This window comes from Bacillus paranthracis (assembly GCF_001883995.1).
GTDB classification, from domain to species: domain Bacteria; phylum Bacillota; class Bacilli; order Bacillales; family Bacillaceae_G; genus Bacillus_A; species Bacillus_A paranthracis.
On record NZ_MACE01000083.1, the window covers coordinates 1 to 16,510 of the forward strand.

At 33.8% G+C, this 16,510-nt stretch carries 20 protein-coding genes and 3 pseudogenes; 4 read left to right on the forward strand and 19 right to left on the reverse strand.

The annotated features are described in order from the left end of the window. Positions 1-261: 261 nt before the first annotated feature. From BAQ46_RS27540 to BAQ46_RS27600, 14 genes and pseudogenes are all read right to left on the reverse strand, one after another. Positions 262-807 (reverse strand): SecY-interacting protein Syd, encoded by a 546-nt coding sequence (locus tag BAQ46_RS27540; RefSeq protein ID WP_071743245.1) that lies wholly within the window; start codon positions 805-807, stop codon positions 262-264. Positions 808-825: 18 nt separating this feature from the next. Beyond that, positions 826-1,497 (reverse strand): hypothetical protein, encoded by a 672-nt coding sequence (locus BAQ46_RS27545; protein ID WP_071743247.1) that lies wholly within the window; start codon positions 1,495-1,497, stop codon positions 826-828. Positions 1,498-1,771: 274 nt separating this feature from the next. Next, entirely contained in the window at positions 1,772-2,263 is a 492-nt protein-coding gene (locus BAQ46_RS27550) for an immunity protein YezG family protein (protein ID WP_016124921.1), read from the reverse strand. Between the two features lie 7 nt (positions 2,264-2,270). Next, positions 2,271-2,825 carry a DNA/RNA non-specific endonuclease gene (locus BAQ46_RS27555; protein WP_061130286.1) on the reverse strand — a complete coding sequence of 185 codons (555 nt, stop codon included), beginning with the start codon at positions 2,823-2,825 and terminating at the stop codon, positions 2,271-2,273. 427 nt (positions 2,826-3,252) lie between these two features. Beyond that, entirely contained in the window at positions 3,253-3,762 is a 510-nt protein-coding gene (locus BAQ46_RS27560; RefSeq protein WP_000526867.1) for an Imm6 family immunity protein, read from the reverse strand. Positions 3,763-3,777: 15 nt separating this feature from the next. Beyond that, positions 3,778-4,290, reverse strand: a complete 513-nt coding sequence (locus tag BAQ46_RS27565; protein ID WP_154644202.1) for a hypothetical protein — start codon at positions 4,288-4,290, stop codon at positions 3,778-3,780. 20 nt (positions 4,291-4,310) lie between these two features. Beyond that, positions 4,311-4,506, reverse strand: a pseudogene (locus BAQ46_RS31780) (HNH endonuclease); the annotation flags it as partial. Positions 4,507-4,563: 57 nt separating this feature from the next. Continuing rightward, positions 4,564-4,753, reverse strand: a pseudogene (locus BAQ46_RS31785) (hypothetical protein). Between the two features lie 320 nt (positions 4,754-5,073). Beyond that, on the reverse strand, positions 5,074-5,529 hold the full coding sequence (locus BAQ46_RS27575) for a DUF4274 domain-containing protein (RefSeq protein ID WP_000428102.1): 456 nt from the start codon (positions 5,527-5,529) through the stop codon (positions 5,074-5,076). A 24-nt stretch (positions 5,530-5,553) separates the two neighbouring features. After that, entirely contained in the window at positions 5,554-7,266 is a 1,713-nt protein-coding gene (locus tag BAQ46_RS27580; RefSeq protein WP_071743249.1) for an AHH domain-containing protein, read from the reverse strand. 32 nt (positions 7,267-7,298) lie between these two features. Continuing rightward, the gene (locus BAQ46_RS27585) at positions 7,299-7,625 is read right to left on the reverse strand and encodes a hypothetical protein (RefSeq protein ID WP_016718043.1); all 327 of its coding nucleotides are present in this window, start codon (positions 7,623-7,625) and stop codon (positions 7,299-7,301) included. Then, complete coding sequence (locus tag BAQ46_RS27590) at positions 7,625-8,344, reverse strand: DUF5081 family protein (protein ID WP_016718044.1); 720 nt, start codon at positions 8,342-8,344, stop codon at positions 7,625-7,627. Before BAQ46_RS27590 ends, BAQ46_RS27585 begins: the two co-directional genes overlap by 1 nt. Before the next feature lie 22 nt (positions 8,345-8,366). Beyond that, positions 8,367-8,672: a WXG100 family type VII secretion target gene (locus BAQ46_RS27595; RefSeq protein WP_016134989.1), complete on the reverse strand. Its 306-nt coding sequence runs from the start codon at positions 8,670-8,672 to the stop codon at positions 8,367-8,369. 26 nt (positions 8,673-8,698) lie between these two features. Continuing rightward, positions 8,699-9,121, reverse strand: coding sequence for a hypothetical protein (locus BAQ46_RS27600; RefSeq protein WP_000883453.1), 423 nt, complete (start codon positions 9,119-9,121; stop codon positions 8,699-8,701). A gap of 366 nt (positions 9,122-9,487) precedes the next feature. Between BAQ46_RS27600 and BAQ46_RS27605 the strand changes: the two genes are divergently transcribed. After that, positions 9,488-10,570, forward strand: a complete 1,083-nt coding sequence (locus tag BAQ46_RS27605) for an S-layer homology domain-containing protein (protein ID WP_061130540.1) — start codon at positions 9,488-9,490, stop codon at positions 10,568-10,570. Between the two features lie 147 nt (positions 10,571-10,717). Here BAQ46_RS27605 and BAQ46_RS27610 read toward each other — a convergent pair whose 3' ends face one another. Continuing rightward, positions 10,718-11,167, reverse strand: coding sequence for a VOC family protein (locus BAQ46_RS27610; protein ID WP_061130539.1), 450 nt, complete (start codon positions 11,165-11,167; stop codon positions 10,718-10,720). A gap of 265 nt (positions 11,168-11,432) precedes the next feature. Between BAQ46_RS27610 and BAQ46_RS27615 the strand changes: the two genes are divergently transcribed. Then, positions 11,433-11,843 (forward strand): DUF4279 domain-containing protein, encoded by a 411-nt coding sequence (locus BAQ46_RS27615; protein WP_061130538.1) that lies wholly within the window; start codon positions 11,433-11,435, stop codon positions 11,841-11,843. Between the two features lie 99 nt (positions 11,844-11,942). On the opposite strand, the gene BAQ46_RS27620 is transcribed toward BAQ46_RS27615, so the two are convergent. The 4 genes and pseudogenes from BAQ46_RS27620 to phaZ form a co-directional block, all read right to left on the reverse strand. Further along, entirely contained in the window at positions 11,943-12,143 is a 201-nt protein-coding gene (locus BAQ46_RS27620) for an NETI motif-containing protein (RefSeq protein WP_000166303.1), read from the reverse strand. Then, positions 12,127-13,323 (reverse strand): MFS transporter, encoded by a 1,197-nt coding sequence (locus BAQ46_RS27625; RefSeq protein ID WP_000027642.1) that lies wholly within the window; start codon positions 13,321-13,323, stop codon positions 12,127-12,129. The genes BAQ46_RS27620 and BAQ46_RS27625 overlap by 17 nt, the downstream gene beginning before the upstream one ends. 114 nt (positions 13,324-13,437) lie before the next feature. Further along, complete coding sequence (locus tag BAQ46_RS27630) at positions 13,438-13,665, reverse strand: hypothetical protein (RefSeq protein ID WP_000546480.1); 228 nt, start codon at positions 13,663-13,665, stop codon at positions 13,438-13,440. Positions 13,666-13,725: 60 nt separating this feature from the next. Beyond that, positions 13,726-14,629 (reverse strand): annotated as a pseudogene (gene phaZ, locus BAQ46_RS27635) (intracellular short-chain-length polyhydroxyalkanoate depolymerase). Between the two features lie 190 nt (positions 14,630-14,819). On the opposite strand from phaZ, the gene BAQ46_RS27640 reads away from it, so the two are divergent. Further along, positions 14,820-15,236: a MarR family winged helix-turn-helix transcriptional regulator gene (locus tag BAQ46_RS27640; RefSeq protein ID WP_000343680.1), complete on the forward strand. Its 417-nt coding sequence runs from the start codon at positions 14,820-14,822 to the stop codon at positions 15,234-15,236. Positions 15,237-15,251: 15 nt separating this feature from the next. Continuing rightward, positions 15,252-16,451 carry an MFS transporter gene (locus BAQ46_RS27645; protein WP_001190334.1) on the forward strand — a complete coding sequence of 400 codons (1,200 nt, stop codon included), beginning with the start codon at positions 15,252-15,254 and terminating at the stop codon, positions 16,449-16,451. Positions 16,452-16,510 lie beyond the last annotated feature (59 nt).

The window sequence follows — 16,510 nt, forward strand, 5'->3', positions numbered from 1 at the left end:
TAGCGTAAATTTCTAAGTTTTGTAGTAACAGTATGACACCTTGTGTACATCATGACAAATACTATCTTAAAACTTACGAGTTTGTACAAGTTTGTACGAGTTCGTTAGTTTCATATACATTCCATGTGTTTATATTTATCGCCCGGTAAAATGTCATCTCGCCTAAGCTCGTACTTTATTTTCTATTCTATCATTGCACGTAATACTAATTTTTTATCCATATCTAAATTCTTCTTTATCACCTATTCAACGTAATACCTCTTAAACTACCAATTCTACTTTTAAATTATTTATCAATTCAGCAAGTGAATTAGCAAGAAATTCGTTTTCTTCCATTTCAAAATTCTCTATCAATATCTGTCCTGTTTTATTGTCAAAGATAATAGCCATATCTTCTGGAAAGACAAATCCTATTTGTATATATCTAAATTCTCTTCCATTGTTCTCTTCATATTGTTTCATTACTTCAAAAAATTCTAATATAGATTTACACGGTTCTATGGGTTCAAGATTAACTAATCTTGAACCGTAAAAGCCTTGTAAGCTTAAGAACCAATACGAATTAAAGTATTCTTTCATTGCATGGTGAATATTCATACCCAGCTTTTTTTCAATTTCTGTAAAATCATCTAAATCAACTTTTTCAATAGGTTTCCAATATACATATTCTTCTTCATCTGGATTACTTAAATACAATCGAGGATCAATCTCTTCATCCCACGGTGCTTTAGGATATGTACCATATTTTGTATCCCATACATTTATGAGTTCTTTAAAATAATGTTCTAATGCTTTTTTTATGTCCATGTTATACCTCCAAAAAGATTACTTAATAAATACTTGAAGACGTTCAGCGTTTTCTTGATCTTTTCCCCATATACCTATTTGTTTCTCTATATTATGGATTCCTCCACTCCCTGGATGCAACGGTTGTGGAATAGCCATTGCTTGTCCCCCACCACCAATATGATGATGTACTAAAGGTTTTCCTTTTAATCCCACAATATCATATTGAGGGAAATGTCTCCTAAAGACCGCATCATTTACAATAGCCCATCCATTATTAAGATTTTTGATGTTAGCATCGCTAAAATACTCAGGATGTAATTTATATAGTTCATTAAAATAATACTTGTTATCTCTTAGCCATCCTTCTGAATTTGTACTTTGCTTCCCCTTACCTATATAAGGCATATCCACAACAAGTTTTTCATCTGCTACTATTTTAGTAACAAATGTTCCTTTTCTAGTAATTATTTCATACTCTTTATTTAAAACGGTGTCGTCAATATCACGGTATACTCTCACTGGATGGTTTGTATTACCCGTACCCTTAACCCCACCACTCTCCAAATTCGAGATCCTACTCTGAATGCTCGCCTTTGAGGAATCATGGGCTTCTTTTACGCTTTCACTGAAGTTCGTTCCACCGTATCTACGTACGCTTCCATCAAGTAATACTTCTTCACCTCTAATGAAGGCGGTTGTTTCGTCCACACCTTTTGCTAATGTAGTTCTAGTTATATAATACTAGTAATTTTTGTTGGCTTTAATTCATAAAAATAATTTCTTTAAATTTATAGTATATCTTTCAATAAAAAAGTACTCATTGCCTGTAGTCGACAATAAAGTGCTTTAACTTCATATGTTCTATAAGTAACATTAATCCGTCACTATTCTTCTTTCAATAGTCCAACTAAAGCTAGTTAATTTGGATATTTTACATATTTACTCGCTAATAATACATTCCTTAATTTAACAAAAAAATATTTTAAGATTTATTTTGCTCTTCATATTCTTTCATCTCTTCGAATTTTCTTCGCTCATTTTCATTACTAGGTTTCTTCCCTAAATATTTATATTCAAAATAATCCACTCGGTCATTCGGTCCAAAAGTAGATTGATACCATTTAGTATACCCATAATGAATTTTTAATTTCCCCTCAGATGTCACAATCATATCAAAAGAATACCAAGGTTCCTGATTATTTTTTATAAATATTTCCTGTAACTCTACACTTAAATGAAATAATTCATCATATGTCTTATCATATTCTTTTTCACTCACATTAAATACATCTGGTATATCATGGGAATATATATATTCATCCGATCTATCTGGGGTATTGAAAAAGAATAATACCCCACCCTCTTGGTTATAAATCTCTGCATTAAAATAAAAGATATCCCATTCTACGGGAATTGTATCATTTATTTTTTGCGCTATATTTTGATAGATTTTATTTAATTCTAATTCGAACACTTTTACATCAACCTCCTGTTTTATTAAGTATTTCACGTATTACCTTACGTTGGCCTTCAATTTGGTATTTTATTTTAAATGAGTTTGGTCTTAGCGATGAACCTAAGTATACTGGTTCAATTTTTACTGTCACTTTTTTAGGAGGCTTTCCACCTAATGCATTAGCCCATTCTTTCTCCATGTTATACCATTCTCCACCCGAACGATTAATTTGTTTATTTTGAGCGACTAAATTATCAATATCACCGGATCCATGGAATTGCGTCCCTATCAAATGCCCACCATCATCATCCGGTAATCTATCTTCTCTTCCTGCAGCCACTTGCATTCCTGTGTTTCGTTTTCCTTTTTGAAGTATTAATTCTCCTGCCTCAACATCTACTATTCTACCAAGCTCATCTGTTGTATATTTATAACCATCCTCAGTAATATAACGCACGTTTGGCGCAAGTTCTTTCCTTCCATTTTTCCCTTTAATAATGTGCTTCCCAAGATCTTTCTCTTTTATTTCAGTTATCTTAGGAGTTTCACCCGTACCCTTAGTACCACCACTTCCCCGTATCTCCGCAAGCGAAGCTCTAACACTATCAATCTCATCTTGTATCTTCTGATTACTATCAATGCAGTGCCCATGTACCCAGCCTTCTACGTTAGTTCCAACACGTTCGAGAGTTCCGTTATCATTTGTTCTGTAAACAGGAACTTTGACACTTGCTAAGACAAAATTAAAAGGAATGAATCCTACACAATACAAGATTCATTCCTCACTAGATGCTTATAATATTTGTCTAACTTTTTGGGTTCACTTCACAATCAAGTGTTTTTTTAAACTTTAAGTGCAGTTTAACAAAAAAATATTAAGAAACCTATATCAATTTATTACAAATAGCAATGCTCTATATGTCTAATATATGCAAACTAGCTTAATTATTCTTTATAAACAAACCAAGAGCTAAATATTATAAAAAATCCCCAAATTTATTACTTACTTAAAATATATTTATAAAATCTTCTCTTTTTGTTGGAATTTCAGTATTTGTACTCGAGTAATTATTAATAACTGTTTCCATTTCTTTGATTTCCTCTACAGTAATAAAGCTGGTTTCCACTGCACTATTTAAGAAAATTGTAATACTATCGGTAGTAATACTTTCTAATGACTGTGGTAAATATTTTACTTTTTCATTTTTATAGGCTTCCCAAGAAGTATAAGCGACAGCATCAACTAATAGTGACCAGATCCTAGCAATATTCAAATCTTCTTCTTCCTCTGCAAATTCTGAAATTCCTGTAAAGTCTGCGTTATCAATAAGCTCATATAATTCATCCCCAGTAACAGCATGAGATTCAATCCATAACCAACATTTGTCCAAGGCTTCCCTTCCATCCGGATATCTTTCATCATCCTTGCTGATTATAGAAAATACTCTTTCAGCAACTGCTAAAACAAAGCCTACTTTAACTTCTTTTTGTAAATTCTCGATTAATATATTACCCATGATTTCCTCCTTAAATTATTCAATGATCTTTCCATCTTTTAAAACAAAAGATAACAATCCATTAGTTTTAACACTGCCATCAATCTCCGATGTTACTTCTATTGTTAAGTTAGGATATTTTTTGCTAGCTTGATAAAATATACCACTCTTTTCAATAGGATGTGGTTTCAGCAATCCTTTGCTACACTTATTACATACACCTCTTGGGTTAGATTGATGAATTCTAAGTGTACCCGTTACTTCCGTTGGTTCGATTCCTGCTTTTTTTATAGCATAATCAAACTCATTTAAAACTCCTTCTTCAGCATGTCTTGTAAACTGTGCTAACTTAGGATTTTTTAAATGGTCATATGGAGCCCTAATCTCCCTATTTGGTAAGATTGTATCCAATGAAGGCAGTCCAGCTTCTTTTCTAACTTCTGGAGACCCTCCTTCAAAAGCCAAATCCCTAAGGCCTTTTACATATGTTTTACCAACTGCTATTGTATTAGTCTCTGGAACATTCCACTTTTTCCGTAAAGCATCCAAATCTTCTTTACCTAATTGGATTTTACTATTACCCGTACCCTTAACCCCACTACTCTCCAAATTCGAGATCCTACTCTGAATACTCGCCTTTGAGGCATCATGGGCTTCTTGGAATTTCCCGCTATAGTTCGTTCCAGTTCTAACGACACTTCCATCTGGCAGTATTTCTACACCTTTAAAGATTGGGGATATGGAGTCCGCACCTTTTGCTAGTTTAATTTCAATTATATAATACTAGTAATTTCTGTTAACCTTAATTCATAAAAATAATTTTTAAACATTTATAACATGCCTATCTAATAAAAAAGCGCTTGTTGTCTTTCGTAGACAATCAAGCGCTTTAAGTTCATTTGTTTTTAAATAAAGTTTTGTAGTAACAGTATGACACCTTTTGTACATCATGACAAATACAATCTTAAAACTTACGAGTTTGTACAAGTTTGTACGAGTTCGTTAGTTTCATATACATTCCATGTGTTTATATTTATCGCCCGGTAAAATGTCATCTCGCCTAAGCTCGTACTTTATTTTCTATTCTATCATTGCACACAGTACTCCATGATGGTACAACCATCATGGAGTACATACTTTCAAAAACCCTTTTATTTTTTCTATCTACTTCACATATACTTTATTTTTTATTCATATATACTTATGCGTATTTAAATTTAGCACCGCGAACTTTATCATATTCGTACATAAAATATAATTTAGTATAGTAAGCTTTATAAAATCACTATAACTAAACTCATTTATTTACTGTAATGAGTTTTTAATGTTTATTTATATTTTAGGAATATCAATTATATTTCCTGGTGACTCATTAATAAGAATATCTGAAATACTTGGGTTCCTTTTTTTCAACTTGAATATTTGAATTTTTGTTAATTCAGGGCTAAATGATATATTTTGTGTTTTAAACTCCAAATTCATAATTTTATTTTGAAGTTTTAATATAAAAACCTTCCATTCTTGTAATGGAGAATTCGAAACTTCCTCCGGACTTTCTAATAATCGATATCCATCTGCATAATGAAACATTAGTAATCCCGTTCCTAAGTCACAATCTTTGTTTTCAAGAATTGCATTTGGTATATCAAATCCACTATTCCAATTATAATTTGCTGCAAAACAATGAAGGAGTATTGGATTATCTATATTCTTTATTCGGCTAATTGTATCCTCTTTATTTGTATTATAAAGTAATTCTTCAAGCAAACTAATATCTTTATTTTCCATTACACCTTACCACCTTACTAATATTTACTTATTTTGTATTTCCAATTGTTTTAGCTTTCTTTCCCAAAGTTCTACTGTTGCACCTTGGCTTGGGTACAATGGTAAACCATTCCCCTGTAATTTTCTTAAATTTTTTTGCAGATCATATACCTGCTTTTGTAAACTATCAATACTTTGGTTAATATCCATTTTATTTAATGCTCTTGCAACTACTTCATTGTAAACAGAATGATATCCTCTGTGTCTAGCCATTGTACTTATATTATCATCTGGTACTCTTAAAAAAATACCGTTTGATGAGTCATCAAAGTTCATACCTATCTTTTTAATTACGGGATTATCTGCCATTTCAGAAGGAATAATATGCTGTGCTTGATATCCACTCCATTTAGTTGAACGTCTAAGCCCCATTTCTGTCATCATATTTTTTCCTAATTTAGTAGAATTTCCTCCTGTTACAATACCCGGAGTACCAGGAATAATCCTACTACCTTCACCCGTACCCTTACTAGCAAGAGAAGCCTCTACACCCTTAATCTTATCATCTATAATCTTATTACTTTCTGTATGATGCTTATTCACCCAGCTTTGGAAATCTGTACCACCTTGTTTAGATATTAGTAAGCCATTTCCGTCAACTTCAAAACTTGCCGATTTGGCTGTCCTATCATCTATGCTTTTGGCTATTTTTTCGCCAAGTTGATACATCTTTTCATTTCCGGATTTCTCCATTTTAAGGCTTGCTAGTTTCAAACGGTCAAGCATAATAGCTTTATTATCACGCAATGATTGTACCACATTTTTACCCAAATTTGGATTAAAACCAGGCATTCCTTCTTTGAATTTTAATAATTTGGCTAAATCAGCTAATTCACTCGTGCCTTTGAATGCTTTTACTCCTTTTCCTACTGCTCCAACAACTGGGATTGCGTCTAATCCGCCAAAAATGATGTTTCCTACCCGCTCTTCTTGGCTCAATTTCCGGTGTGTTCCCCAGTCTTCTCCGTCGATACCACTTTTGATTTGTACAGCGCCGTATACAACTGCCGCAGCGGCCCCGAGTGGTGGGCAAAGGATTGTTGTGATGATGATTCCTACGCCTATTCCTATGTCTCGCACCATTTCTAGTTTTTTCTGTTCATCTTCTATTGATTTGTATTCAAATCCTCGTGTGGATGGGACTACTTTCTTGTATTCTTCATAATTTAGTTTTGCATCTGGATTTTGTTTTTTTAGTTCTTTGTATTCCCCTCTCAGTACTTTATCAAATGCAGGTGAATCTTTAAAAATATCTTCTACTGTTATTTTATCTTTCTTCTTCTGTATTGTTTGTGGTACACTTCCGTACCCTGCGTGCGCATCTGGTAATACTGTCGTTGTTGTGGAGCCAATTCGGTTATCTGTTTCGAAACTGAGAATAGATGTATCTCTCATTTTTTGAGCGAATTTATCCATTTCTACTAAAAAAGGTTTATCTATATGTTCAGAGACCAATCGCCCGGCTTCTCCGCAATATTTTTGTAATGTCGAATAGCTATCAAGTAATTCTCCTATTTTTTGCGATTGATCTTTTGGGTTAAAATGTATACTGCCATCTGAGTCTAAATCTCGTATTCTTCCATCAATTTTTTTCAATAATTCATTTGCGCGCTGTAATTTTATGAGTGCATCTTTTGTAATTCGATTCATACCATCCCCCATGTTTTGCCATGGTTCAGGTCTATATTTCACATCCATTTCATTTTCATCCCCCAGCCGTATGGTGATTTCTACAACTTACTTAATATTTCACGTAATTGTTCGTCCTTGTTAAGCATTTCTACACATACGTTCCCTACAACTGTCGCCGACCTCGAATAGTGTTCAGCCAGTTCAAGTGTTTTGTGTAATATATCAGGATATTTTTCAATTACTCTCATCGCTTCACCTTTTTGATAAAAATCACTGCTTAATAAACTCTCAATATTCGTTCCAATGACGTCTACATGGATTTTATATATATCTTCTAATTTCATTACTATATCAAGTAGTTCTTGAAAATTAACTAATACTTCTTCTCCACCACCAGAACCACCATCTCCCATTGATACTTGCATTATTCAATACCTCCTAACGAAAATTGTCTCGGGTCAATTAATTTTTTATACGGCATTTTTAACACGTCATACAATTTCTTATTTACCGCATAGAGACTCACCCAGTCATACCGATTACGTTCTACATCAATTTGAACGAAATCTTCTCCTTCAGTGAAATATAAGAAACATTCCCATTTTCCTCCTCTATTACTCCGAGGCCTCATATACGTTTCTATCGCTATAACATCTTTATTTGATAAATCTTTTTCCTCAAATGTTTGTTGTTCTTCTTCTGTCATTCTCTTTGAGAAAAATGTATCTTCTATTTCCCTCGGTTCTCTCAATAAGAAAGGGATGCGTGTTAATAAGGAAAAATATACGTCTGGCTTTGGTATGTAGTCGATCTCGTATTTTTTATTTGGTTCTATTTCTGTTAATACAGCCACTCGGTCTTTATCCTCTTTCAAAAAGCCAATTAATACATTATTCATTCTCGCGTATTCATGACAATTTTCATATTCTTTTAATAGCTCAATCATTTGAAAAGCTGCAGGGGTAATTCCGTTTTCATTTGTAAGTAAGCCTTTTTCTTTTAAACTCGTAGTTGCTTTCGTGACACATTCTTCATCAAGTAAAATAATTGCGTCACGGTTTGGCAATCCAAATATATCGGTAACCCCAGCTGCACCTGCGAGAACATATAATTCAGCAGGTGCAAAAATCATTTCTTTCCCCATTCTTTTATTCCTCATTTCTTCATCACAATTTTTTTATCGCCCTTACTTCCGGTATATCGCCATACGTTTGAATACTTTTCTCTAACTCTTTCAAAGCTTTCGTATGTCCTTCAAATGCCTCTACCATTTCTGAGTTGTATTGAATGATTAAATCAAGATAACTTAAAAAGGCATCTCTCGTTTTTCCATTCCACTTCGCACATGTAACGTACGCTTTTAAGTTTTTCGCTTGATTTAAAGAATCTTTCATGCCGTTCTCTATGTTTTGTGCGTAAGAAATGGCACTTGCAGTGTTACTTCCTATAATTTCAACCTCTTTACCACTCATATTAGTTCCCTCCATTCTTTGTATACTTAATGGATAAGTTTTTCAATTTCCTTTTTCTTTTCTTCAAAAGCTCTGGTCGCTGCAGCGTATGCTGACGCTTTCTCCGCTTCTGCTTTCGCTTTATATTCCAAATACTTTGCATAAGCTGTACCTATCGCAGATCCAACATTGCTTAATTCACTTTTAAAATAGGATAGTACTGTATTTAAGTCTTCATCCTTTTCATGACGTTTTTGTTCAAATTCCACTGCTGGAATTTTATTTGCTTCTAAGCCATTACTTTTACTCTCATAATCTCTCTTCGCTGATTCAGCCTCTTGAATGTATTGCTTTAACTCTCTTTCTTGATCTTTTAAATAATCATGTAATGTATCATACTGATCTCGTTTCCTCGCGCTTTCTGTAAAACCCGATGCATTTAAAAAAGCATTATACAATTCATCTAACATCTTTCTCCTCCTTTATTACAATAACTATGTAGTTAAATTCGTATATTTGAACATGAATATTCATTACATTGAGAATTTATAAATAATTATTTTTGCATATTGCTATTTTATCAAAGGGGTTTTAACATTTCCATATTTTATAAAAAGGTTTCGCATTTTTCTTCAATTAAATAACAATGAATATTTATTATCTAAAAATTGTAGTTTCATATAGATTATTGAAATTTTATCCACATTAAGGAAATGAATAACAAATAACCATCATTTACATGTTATAATTGCGATGTATACATTTAATTGTATTAAATGTATATGTGTAATACGTATGTTTAATAAAGTTAAATTAAACTGGGGAGGCTTTCGCAAATGGGTAAGAAAACAAGCAAAGCTAAAAAAATTTTCGGATTCGTAATCACCGCAGCTCTAGTAACTACAACGATGGTAGGCACAGCAAACGCACAAACAACTACGAATAACTATAAAGTAGCTGGCAATGCGAACACTGTATTTACAGATGTACCAAAGGACCACTGGTCAAAAGATGCTATTGATTACTTAGCAGCAGCAGGACTTTTTAACGGATATGGAAATGGAAAATTTGGTTTTGGGGATCATATTACTAGAGGCCAGGTAACTTCTTTAATCGCTCGTTATTTAGGTTTAACAGCAAACAATGAACAGAGCAATATGTTTAACGATATTAAAAATCATATGTTCGAAAAGGATATTAAAGCCATTGCGCAAGCTGGAATTATGACAGGTGATGGAACAGGTGCTTTTCGTCCAGATGATGCATTAACTCGGTATGAAATGGCAGTAGTATTACAAAAAGCATTTCAATTACAATCAAAAGGACAAAATAACTTTAAAGATGTACCTCAAGATCATTGGGCTTATAAATTTGTAAATACGCTACGTAGTAACCGAATATCCTACGGTGATGAGGCAGGTAATTACAATGGCAACACGCTTGTGAAACGTGAGGAGTATGCACAATTTTTATATAATGCAATAGCAAAAAACAGAGATTATAATTTCAACATCAATACAAAAGAAGAAATGAAACAAATGTTAACAACAGCTTTAGAGAATGGGACGTTTGGTCCATTTAAATTAAATTCATTGGGTAAAGAGCTATCTGACGTAAAAAAAGAATATGGAGTGCCTGATGTTTTGAAAAAAGCACCATGTACAGAATGTGATGCACCTAATACAGCGGTATACGGCGATTATAATATTGATATGTACCCTTGGGACGCTAGATATATATGGGTGAAAATGGATATCCCTATCAATGAATTAAAAGAGTGGTTTGGTGAGCCCGATTTAATCGGAGAGGATATGACTAGCGAAGGCTTTATATATAATCGAGGAAGCTATTCTCTTTATTTCAGCTTCTCTGATGGTTATATTCAACGCGCTGAAATATCTAAAAGTGAACACCATTAATACGTTACAAGCAATATAAAATATATAAAGCATAAAAAAATCCTTCAAGAACGTGCCTTTTCTTGAGGGATTTTATTTTGTTCCTACCTATTTAACATAATACAAAGCTGTAAAACCACTACTGATTAAAGTTCCACTTTATTTTTCTTAGCGCTCCGCATTCCATTCACTTAAATACGTTGCATATTCTAATTCATCTGGATCATCATCTAGTATAGAAATAAACTCTAATTTATTTCCATCACAATCTAGAAAATATACACTTGCAGCTGGCATCCACCTTTGGACAATTGGCTCTTCATTTCCTTTCCCCTGACTCCCTACTACCTCTATTCCACACTTCTCTAACCACAATTTAGAAGTCTTTAAAAACTCTAAATCTACACGAAAAGCGAAGTGTTTCGTCTCAAAATTTTCATTACTATGTACTTCCCATAACCCGAGCATTTGCTCTTTATTTTCTCCTACCCAAAAGAATGCAACTCGTCTTTTCGATAGTCTTTTTGCTAATGATAAACCTAATTTATTTTGATAGAAATCTATTGCCTTTTCTAAATTTCTTACATATAAATGCGTTTCATATATGCTTTGTATCATATTATATTTTCCCTCCTCTACATTCTGATTTTTAAAATATATTTTGTTTTTATCATACAAATATTTATATTTTTAAGCATCCTACTTTTGTATCATTGTTCTTTCCTACAAAGGTATATATCTAGCTTTATCATTCATATACCAACGCCAAAATTCAATAAAAAACATATTTACATTCTAGCAAATACATTCATAAATTTTTATAATGTAATAAAAGTAACATCTTAATAATAGAGGAGGAACCATTCTGGATAAAACCAAAGTTATGGCTTATTTTAGTGCAACGGGTGATGTGTTTCCTGTTGAAGCAATTACCAATGCCCTAAGTATCGAGCCTACAAGAACTTATAAAAAAGGTGATGTTGTTGCAAGACGTGATAATCCGAATCTTGTATCCACCAAAACCCTATATAGAAAAGAAACTAATTGGACTTTAAGCACTGGCTATCAAGAATCATACGATATAAATAATCAGTTACATGTTATTCTACAATCCCTTGAAGGAAAAACAGAACAATTAAAACATCTCAAGAAGAAGTATAGTTTAGAGTTTCTTTTTATGGTAGTGATTCAAGTGGAGAATAACGAATCACCCACGATATATTTACAAAAAAACATTATTGATTTTGCTAGTTCCATTCAAGCAGAAATTCATTTTGATCTATATATTTGTTAAAAATAAAAACGCTATTGATATTGAAATCAGTAGCGTTCTTATGTGACCATATGTTTTATCTTACTTGTACCCAAAAGCACATTCTTTTTATATAACGTATTACTTCAATTTCCCCTCAAAAACAATCTTCCTACCACACGGTTCAACTACTGTTTTACCGTCTTTCTTCACTTCATGAAAGATTGGCTCTTCCATGCGACGAGACGGTGCGTAGCCTTCTTGTTCCATACGTGCTAAGCAGTCTGTAATTGTTTCATTTTCGAGTACTTCAAATTTCTTTTTATTAGGTTGTTTTGTCATGCCCTAACCTACTTTCTATTTTTCTTGATGCGAATTGATTCTTCATGTAGATCATATATAACATTGCGAGAATTCCTATTATAATCATAACCGCAATAAAAAAGCTTGTATACTGTATTTTTTCTATAAATACGCCTCCTAATACAGGTCCCAGTATACTTCCTAAACTAAAGGCAATTCCAGATAATATATTACCTGCTGGCAATAAGTGTCTCGGTAATAAATCTGTCATAAATCCAAGTCCTAACGAGAAGCACGATCCAATGACCATACCCGCTAACAACATGCAGGCAAAGACGATCCAATAATATTGATCAAATACGGCTGCAAGCAAGAAAATGCCCGTACTTATGCAGAACGTCCACGTTAAAATACGATCCCTTCCGTATTTGTCACTTAATATACCGAGCGGAATTTGTGTAATAATGCCCCCAACTGCAAATGCTGGTAATAAGAAGGATACTTCTGAAACAGACCATCCTTTTCGAAGCGCGTATACTGGTAAGTTACTGTTTAACATTGCTTCCAGTACGCCATATGCAAGTGGTCCCAGCAGTGCAATCCATCCTAATCCAACAACTTGTTTATAACGAGAAAATGATGATTCACTCTTCACTTCTCTTTCATCTTGCGCCGGGAATGCATTTTTTGTTGGTAATAGTAACAGCCAACCTATTAGACAAAGTATAGTAGATATAATAAATGGCGTTGCAAGACCGTACTGAACTGTGCTTGCTAAATATGGACCGACGGCAAAACCAATTCCGAAGAATACACCGTATATCGATACTTGTCTACCTATTTTACTCGGATCCGATGTTGTCGTAATCCATGTTTGTGTTCCGACATGTAGCATATGATCTCCCACGCCAACTAGAAATCTAAGGATAAACCATACCCAAAACGAAAATGTTTGTGTAAAAAAGAATAATGAAATAATAACGAGAAACCCACCAATCACGATAATTGGCTTCATTCCAAACTTTTGCATCGGTTTTTCAAGAAACGGTGAGATCACTAATATCCCAATGTATAGTGCTGTCGCATGAATACCGTTAATACTTGAACTAACCCCTTCTTGTTCAAAAATCATTGCAATGGCCGGTAAAAGCATTCCTTGTGACAAACCCGAGATTGCTACAATCCCAACCATAATCCAAAAAGTAAAACGTATCGACATTCCCTTTCCCTCTCCTTCTCACGCTTTCCACTTCTCATTATAAACTGTTTCTGCAAATGCGTGTACGAATATTCGCAATAAAAAAGAAGCTAAAAGAATGAATCTTTTAGCTTCTTATCCTTCCCAAACTTGTGCTTTCACATTGTTATGGAATTGCTTGAAATACGGATGTTTATAAAAAGCAGTTTCATACAAATAATGATGCGAATGAACAATTGGTGGCTGTTGTATTTGTAACGGAACTACAACTGGTGAAACTTGCATATACAGCGGAGCTATCATCATTTTTGTATACACATGATGATTATATGGAGAATGCGCAATGAAGAACGGATGATGCATGGATAATCTCCCCTTTTACCTACAATGTTATAGTATATGCAATACCTTTCATTTCGGGGATTATTTCTGTTCTAACCAATCCTCTACATGCTTTATAAATACATCTAAACAATCAATAAACGGCGAATGACCGCAATCTTCTAATACCTTCAACTCTGCATTTGGCAAATGTTTTGCTAACTCCTCACCGACTACTTGTGGTACGACATAATCTCTGTCACCTTGTATGACGAGTGTTGGTGCTTTAAATATGATGAATTTGCTTACTTCCCTCTACAACCCCATTATGTTCATCTGAAATATTAAATGTAATGAGCGCATAATTCACATCTACGAAATTACGTTGCGTTAACATATCGTCTAAATACTTTTCATAACGGTCTGGTTCAGGTTGATTATGTGTATATATTAATAAATTCCATACTGTACGGTAATATAATTTATTCATATTTTTTATCGCATCTAACACTGGTGCAATCTGTACAGGATCTTGTGCAATTTCTTCTTTCGTCTTTACTAAGCTTGATACGATTGGTTGCCCGTTTATATCCTTTTTAAAAATCGGATACCCTTTCATGCCCACTGATTCTACTAAAATTAACTTTTCTACAAAAGTTGGGTGATTCGCTGTAAATTGCATTGCAACACCACCGCCCATTGACCAGCCCATTAATGAAAATTTCTTTAGTTTTAACCCGTCGATAAATAATTTTACATCTTCTGCAAAGTCTTGTATTGAATCTATCGCTTTATTATACGTTGATTGACCAAATCCCCTTAAATCGAGAGCGTAAATATGGTATTGATCTTGCAGCTTTTCAATAACTAAATCAAAGTGTTGTGACGATGTCATGTTCCCGTGAATAAGTACAAGAATTTCTGCATTTTGCCTTCCAACTTCCTGATACGCAATCGTTTCTCCGTTCGATAGTGAAACAAACTTCATTGTTGCAGGCTTAATCATCACAAGTTCCCCCATTCTATTTAAATAGAAAGAAAATTCTTTACTTACTTAAAGAATAGCACGTAGAATATACGTTCGCAACATAAAACCTATAAGAATTTTTTACATAAATCAACATGTCTATTACTAGACAATTATAATAAAAAAGTATATAGTTAGCTAGGTAACTAATTTGAAAGGATCAACATACATGGACGAAAAACAACATTTTTTTCACATTGTCAGCCAGACTTCTCGCAAGTTTACGAAGAAATTTAATGAACGCGTATCTCCCACTGGGTTATTTAGTGCGCAATGGGCTGTAATTTTCCGTATTAATCAAACTGGTTCTTGTACGCAAACAGAATTATGTCAGTATTTAAATGTTGAATCACCAACGATGACTCGTACGTTAACACGTATGGAAACGATGGGATGGATTATTCGTACTGAAGGAAAAGATCGCCGTGAGAAGCTCATTTCTTTATCAGAAACAGCGATAAAAATGATTCCGGTATGGCAAGAAGAAGTTGATACTTTTGAAGAAAAGACGCTAGAAGGTATTAACGAAGATGATTTACATCAAGCATTTCAAGTGTTACAACAAATTATTAAAAACTTAGATTAACTTGGAGGGATGACCATGCAAAGTGAGAAACTTTGGACGAAGGATTTCCTCGGAACTTGTTTTAGTAGTCTATTTCTCTTCTTAACATTTTATATGCTTATGACTACTTTACCCGTCTATGTAATAGACGGCCTAAAAGGAAAACCTGAGGAAATTGGTTTAGTTGCAACTGTTTTTCTTATTTCATCTGTTTTATGTCGACCATTCACAGGAAAATGGCTCGATGATTTAGGAAGAAAGAAAATATTATTTATTTCACTTTCACTATTTTTAGCCGCTACCGTTATGTATTTCGGTGCACAAAGTTTATTTTTATTACTAGCCCTTCGCTTCTTACATGGTATTGGGTTCGGTATGGCAACAACTGCAACTGGTACGATTGTCACAGATGTTGCGCCAGCTCATAGACGAGGCGAAGCACTTGCCTATTTCGGCGTATTTATGAGTCTGCCGATGGTAATTGGTCCTTTTTTAGGTTTAACAATTATTTCTCATTTTTCGTTTACTGTATTATTTATCGTTTGTTCCGTATTTTCATTACTTGCATTTTTATTAGGACTACTTGTCAATATTCCGCATGAAGCACCTGTAAGCAAACAAAAACGAGAAAAAATGAAATGGAAAGACTTACTTGAACCATCTTCTATTCCAATCGCTCTTACAGGATTTGTTTTAGCCTTTTCTTATAGTGGTATTTTATCCTTTATTCCTATTTATGCAAAAGAGCTCGGTTTAGCTGATATTGCAAGTTACTTCTTTATTTTATATGCACTTGTTGTTGTCATTTCTCGTCCATTTACAGGTAAGATTTTTGATCGCTTCGGTGAAAACGTACTTGTTTATCCAGCTATCATTATTTTCACAATTGGGATGTTCATTTTAAGCCAAGCACAAACTTCATTTTGGTTCCTTGGCGCAGGTATGTTAATCGGTTTAGGTTATGGAACATTAATTCCTAGCTTCCAAACGATTGCGATTTCTGCTGCTCCAAACCATCGACGTGGTTCTGCGACAGCTACGTACTTCTCATTCTTTGATAGTGGTATTGGCTTTGGTTCTTTCATTTTAGGTATCGTCGCAGCGAAATCAAGCTATCATAATATGTATTTTATCGCAGCTATTATCGTTGCGTTCACTTTACTTTTATACTATGGATTACACGGACGAAAACAAAAATTCAAGAAACAACGTACAGACGGACAAATATCCGCTTAACGTAAATAAGGAAAGTAAACTTCCCCGTTTACTTTCCTTATTTTGTATTTCTTTCAATA

Bases quoted from the DNA above. Each gene is read 5' to 3' on its own strand.
- BAQ46_RS27575 (WP_000428102.1), bottom strand. From the start codon at position 5,529: ATGGAAAATAAAGATATTAGTTTGCTTGAAGAATTACTTTATAATACA.
- BAQ46_RS27540 (WP_071743245.1), bottom strand. From the start codon at position 807: ATGGACATAAAAAAAGCATTAGAACATTATTTTAAAGAACTCATAAAT.
- BAQ46_RS27645 (WP_001190334.1), top strand. From the start codon at position 15,252: ATGCAAAGTGAGAAACTTTGGACGAAGGATTTCCTCGGAACTTGTTTT.
- BAQ46_RS27610 (WP_061130539.1), bottom strand. From the start codon at position 11,167: ATGATACAAAGCATATATGAAACGCATTTATATGTAAGAAATTTAGAA.
- BAQ46_RS27640 (WP_000343680.1), top strand. From the start codon at position 14,820: ATGGACGAAAAACAACATTTTTTTCACATTGTCAGCCAGACTTCTCGC.
- BAQ46_RS27560 (WP_000526867.1), bottom strand. From the start codon at position 3,762: ATGGGTAATATATTAATCGAGAATTTACAAAAAGAAGTTAAAGTAGGC.
- BAQ46_RS27605 (WP_061130540.1), top strand. From the start codon at position 9,488: ATGGGTAAGAAAACAAGCAAAGCTAAAAAAATTTTCGGATTCGTAATC.
- BAQ46_RS27630 (WP_000546480.1), bottom strand. From the start codon at position 13,665: ATGCATCATCCGTTCTTCATTGCGCATTCTCCATATAATCATCATGTG.
- BAQ46_RS27580 (WP_071743249.1), bottom strand. From the start codon at position 7,266: ATGGATGTGAAATATAGACCTGAACCATGGCAAAACATGGGGGATGGT.
- BAQ46_RS27625 (WP_000027642.1), bottom strand. From the start codon at position 13,323: ATGTCGATACGTTTTACTTTTTGGATTATGGTTGGGATTGTAGCAATC.
- BAQ46_RS27590 (WP_016718044.1), bottom strand. From the start codon at position 8,344: ATGGGGAAAGAAATGATTTTTGCACCTGCTGAATTATATGTTCTCGCA.
- BAQ46_RS27585 (WP_016718043.1), bottom strand. From the start codon at position 7,625: ATGCAAGTATCAATGGGAGATGGTGGTTCTGGTGGTGGAGAAGAAGTA.
- BAQ46_RS27615 (WP_061130538.1), top strand. From the start codon at position 11,433: ATGGCTTATTTTAGTGCAACGGGTGATGTGTTTCCTGTTGAAGCAATT.
- BAQ46_RS27620 (WP_000166303.1), bottom strand. From the start codon at position 12,143: ATGACAAAACAACCTAATAAAAAGAAATTTGAAGTACTCGAAAATGAA.
- BAQ46_RS27595 (WP_016134989.1), bottom strand. From the start codon at position 8,672: ATGAGTGGTAAAGAGGTTGAAATTATAGGAAGTAACACTGCAAGTGCC.
- BAQ46_RS27600 (WP_000883453.1), bottom strand. From the start codon at position 9,121: ATGTTAGATGAATTGTATAATGCTTTTTTAAATGCATCGGGTTTTACA.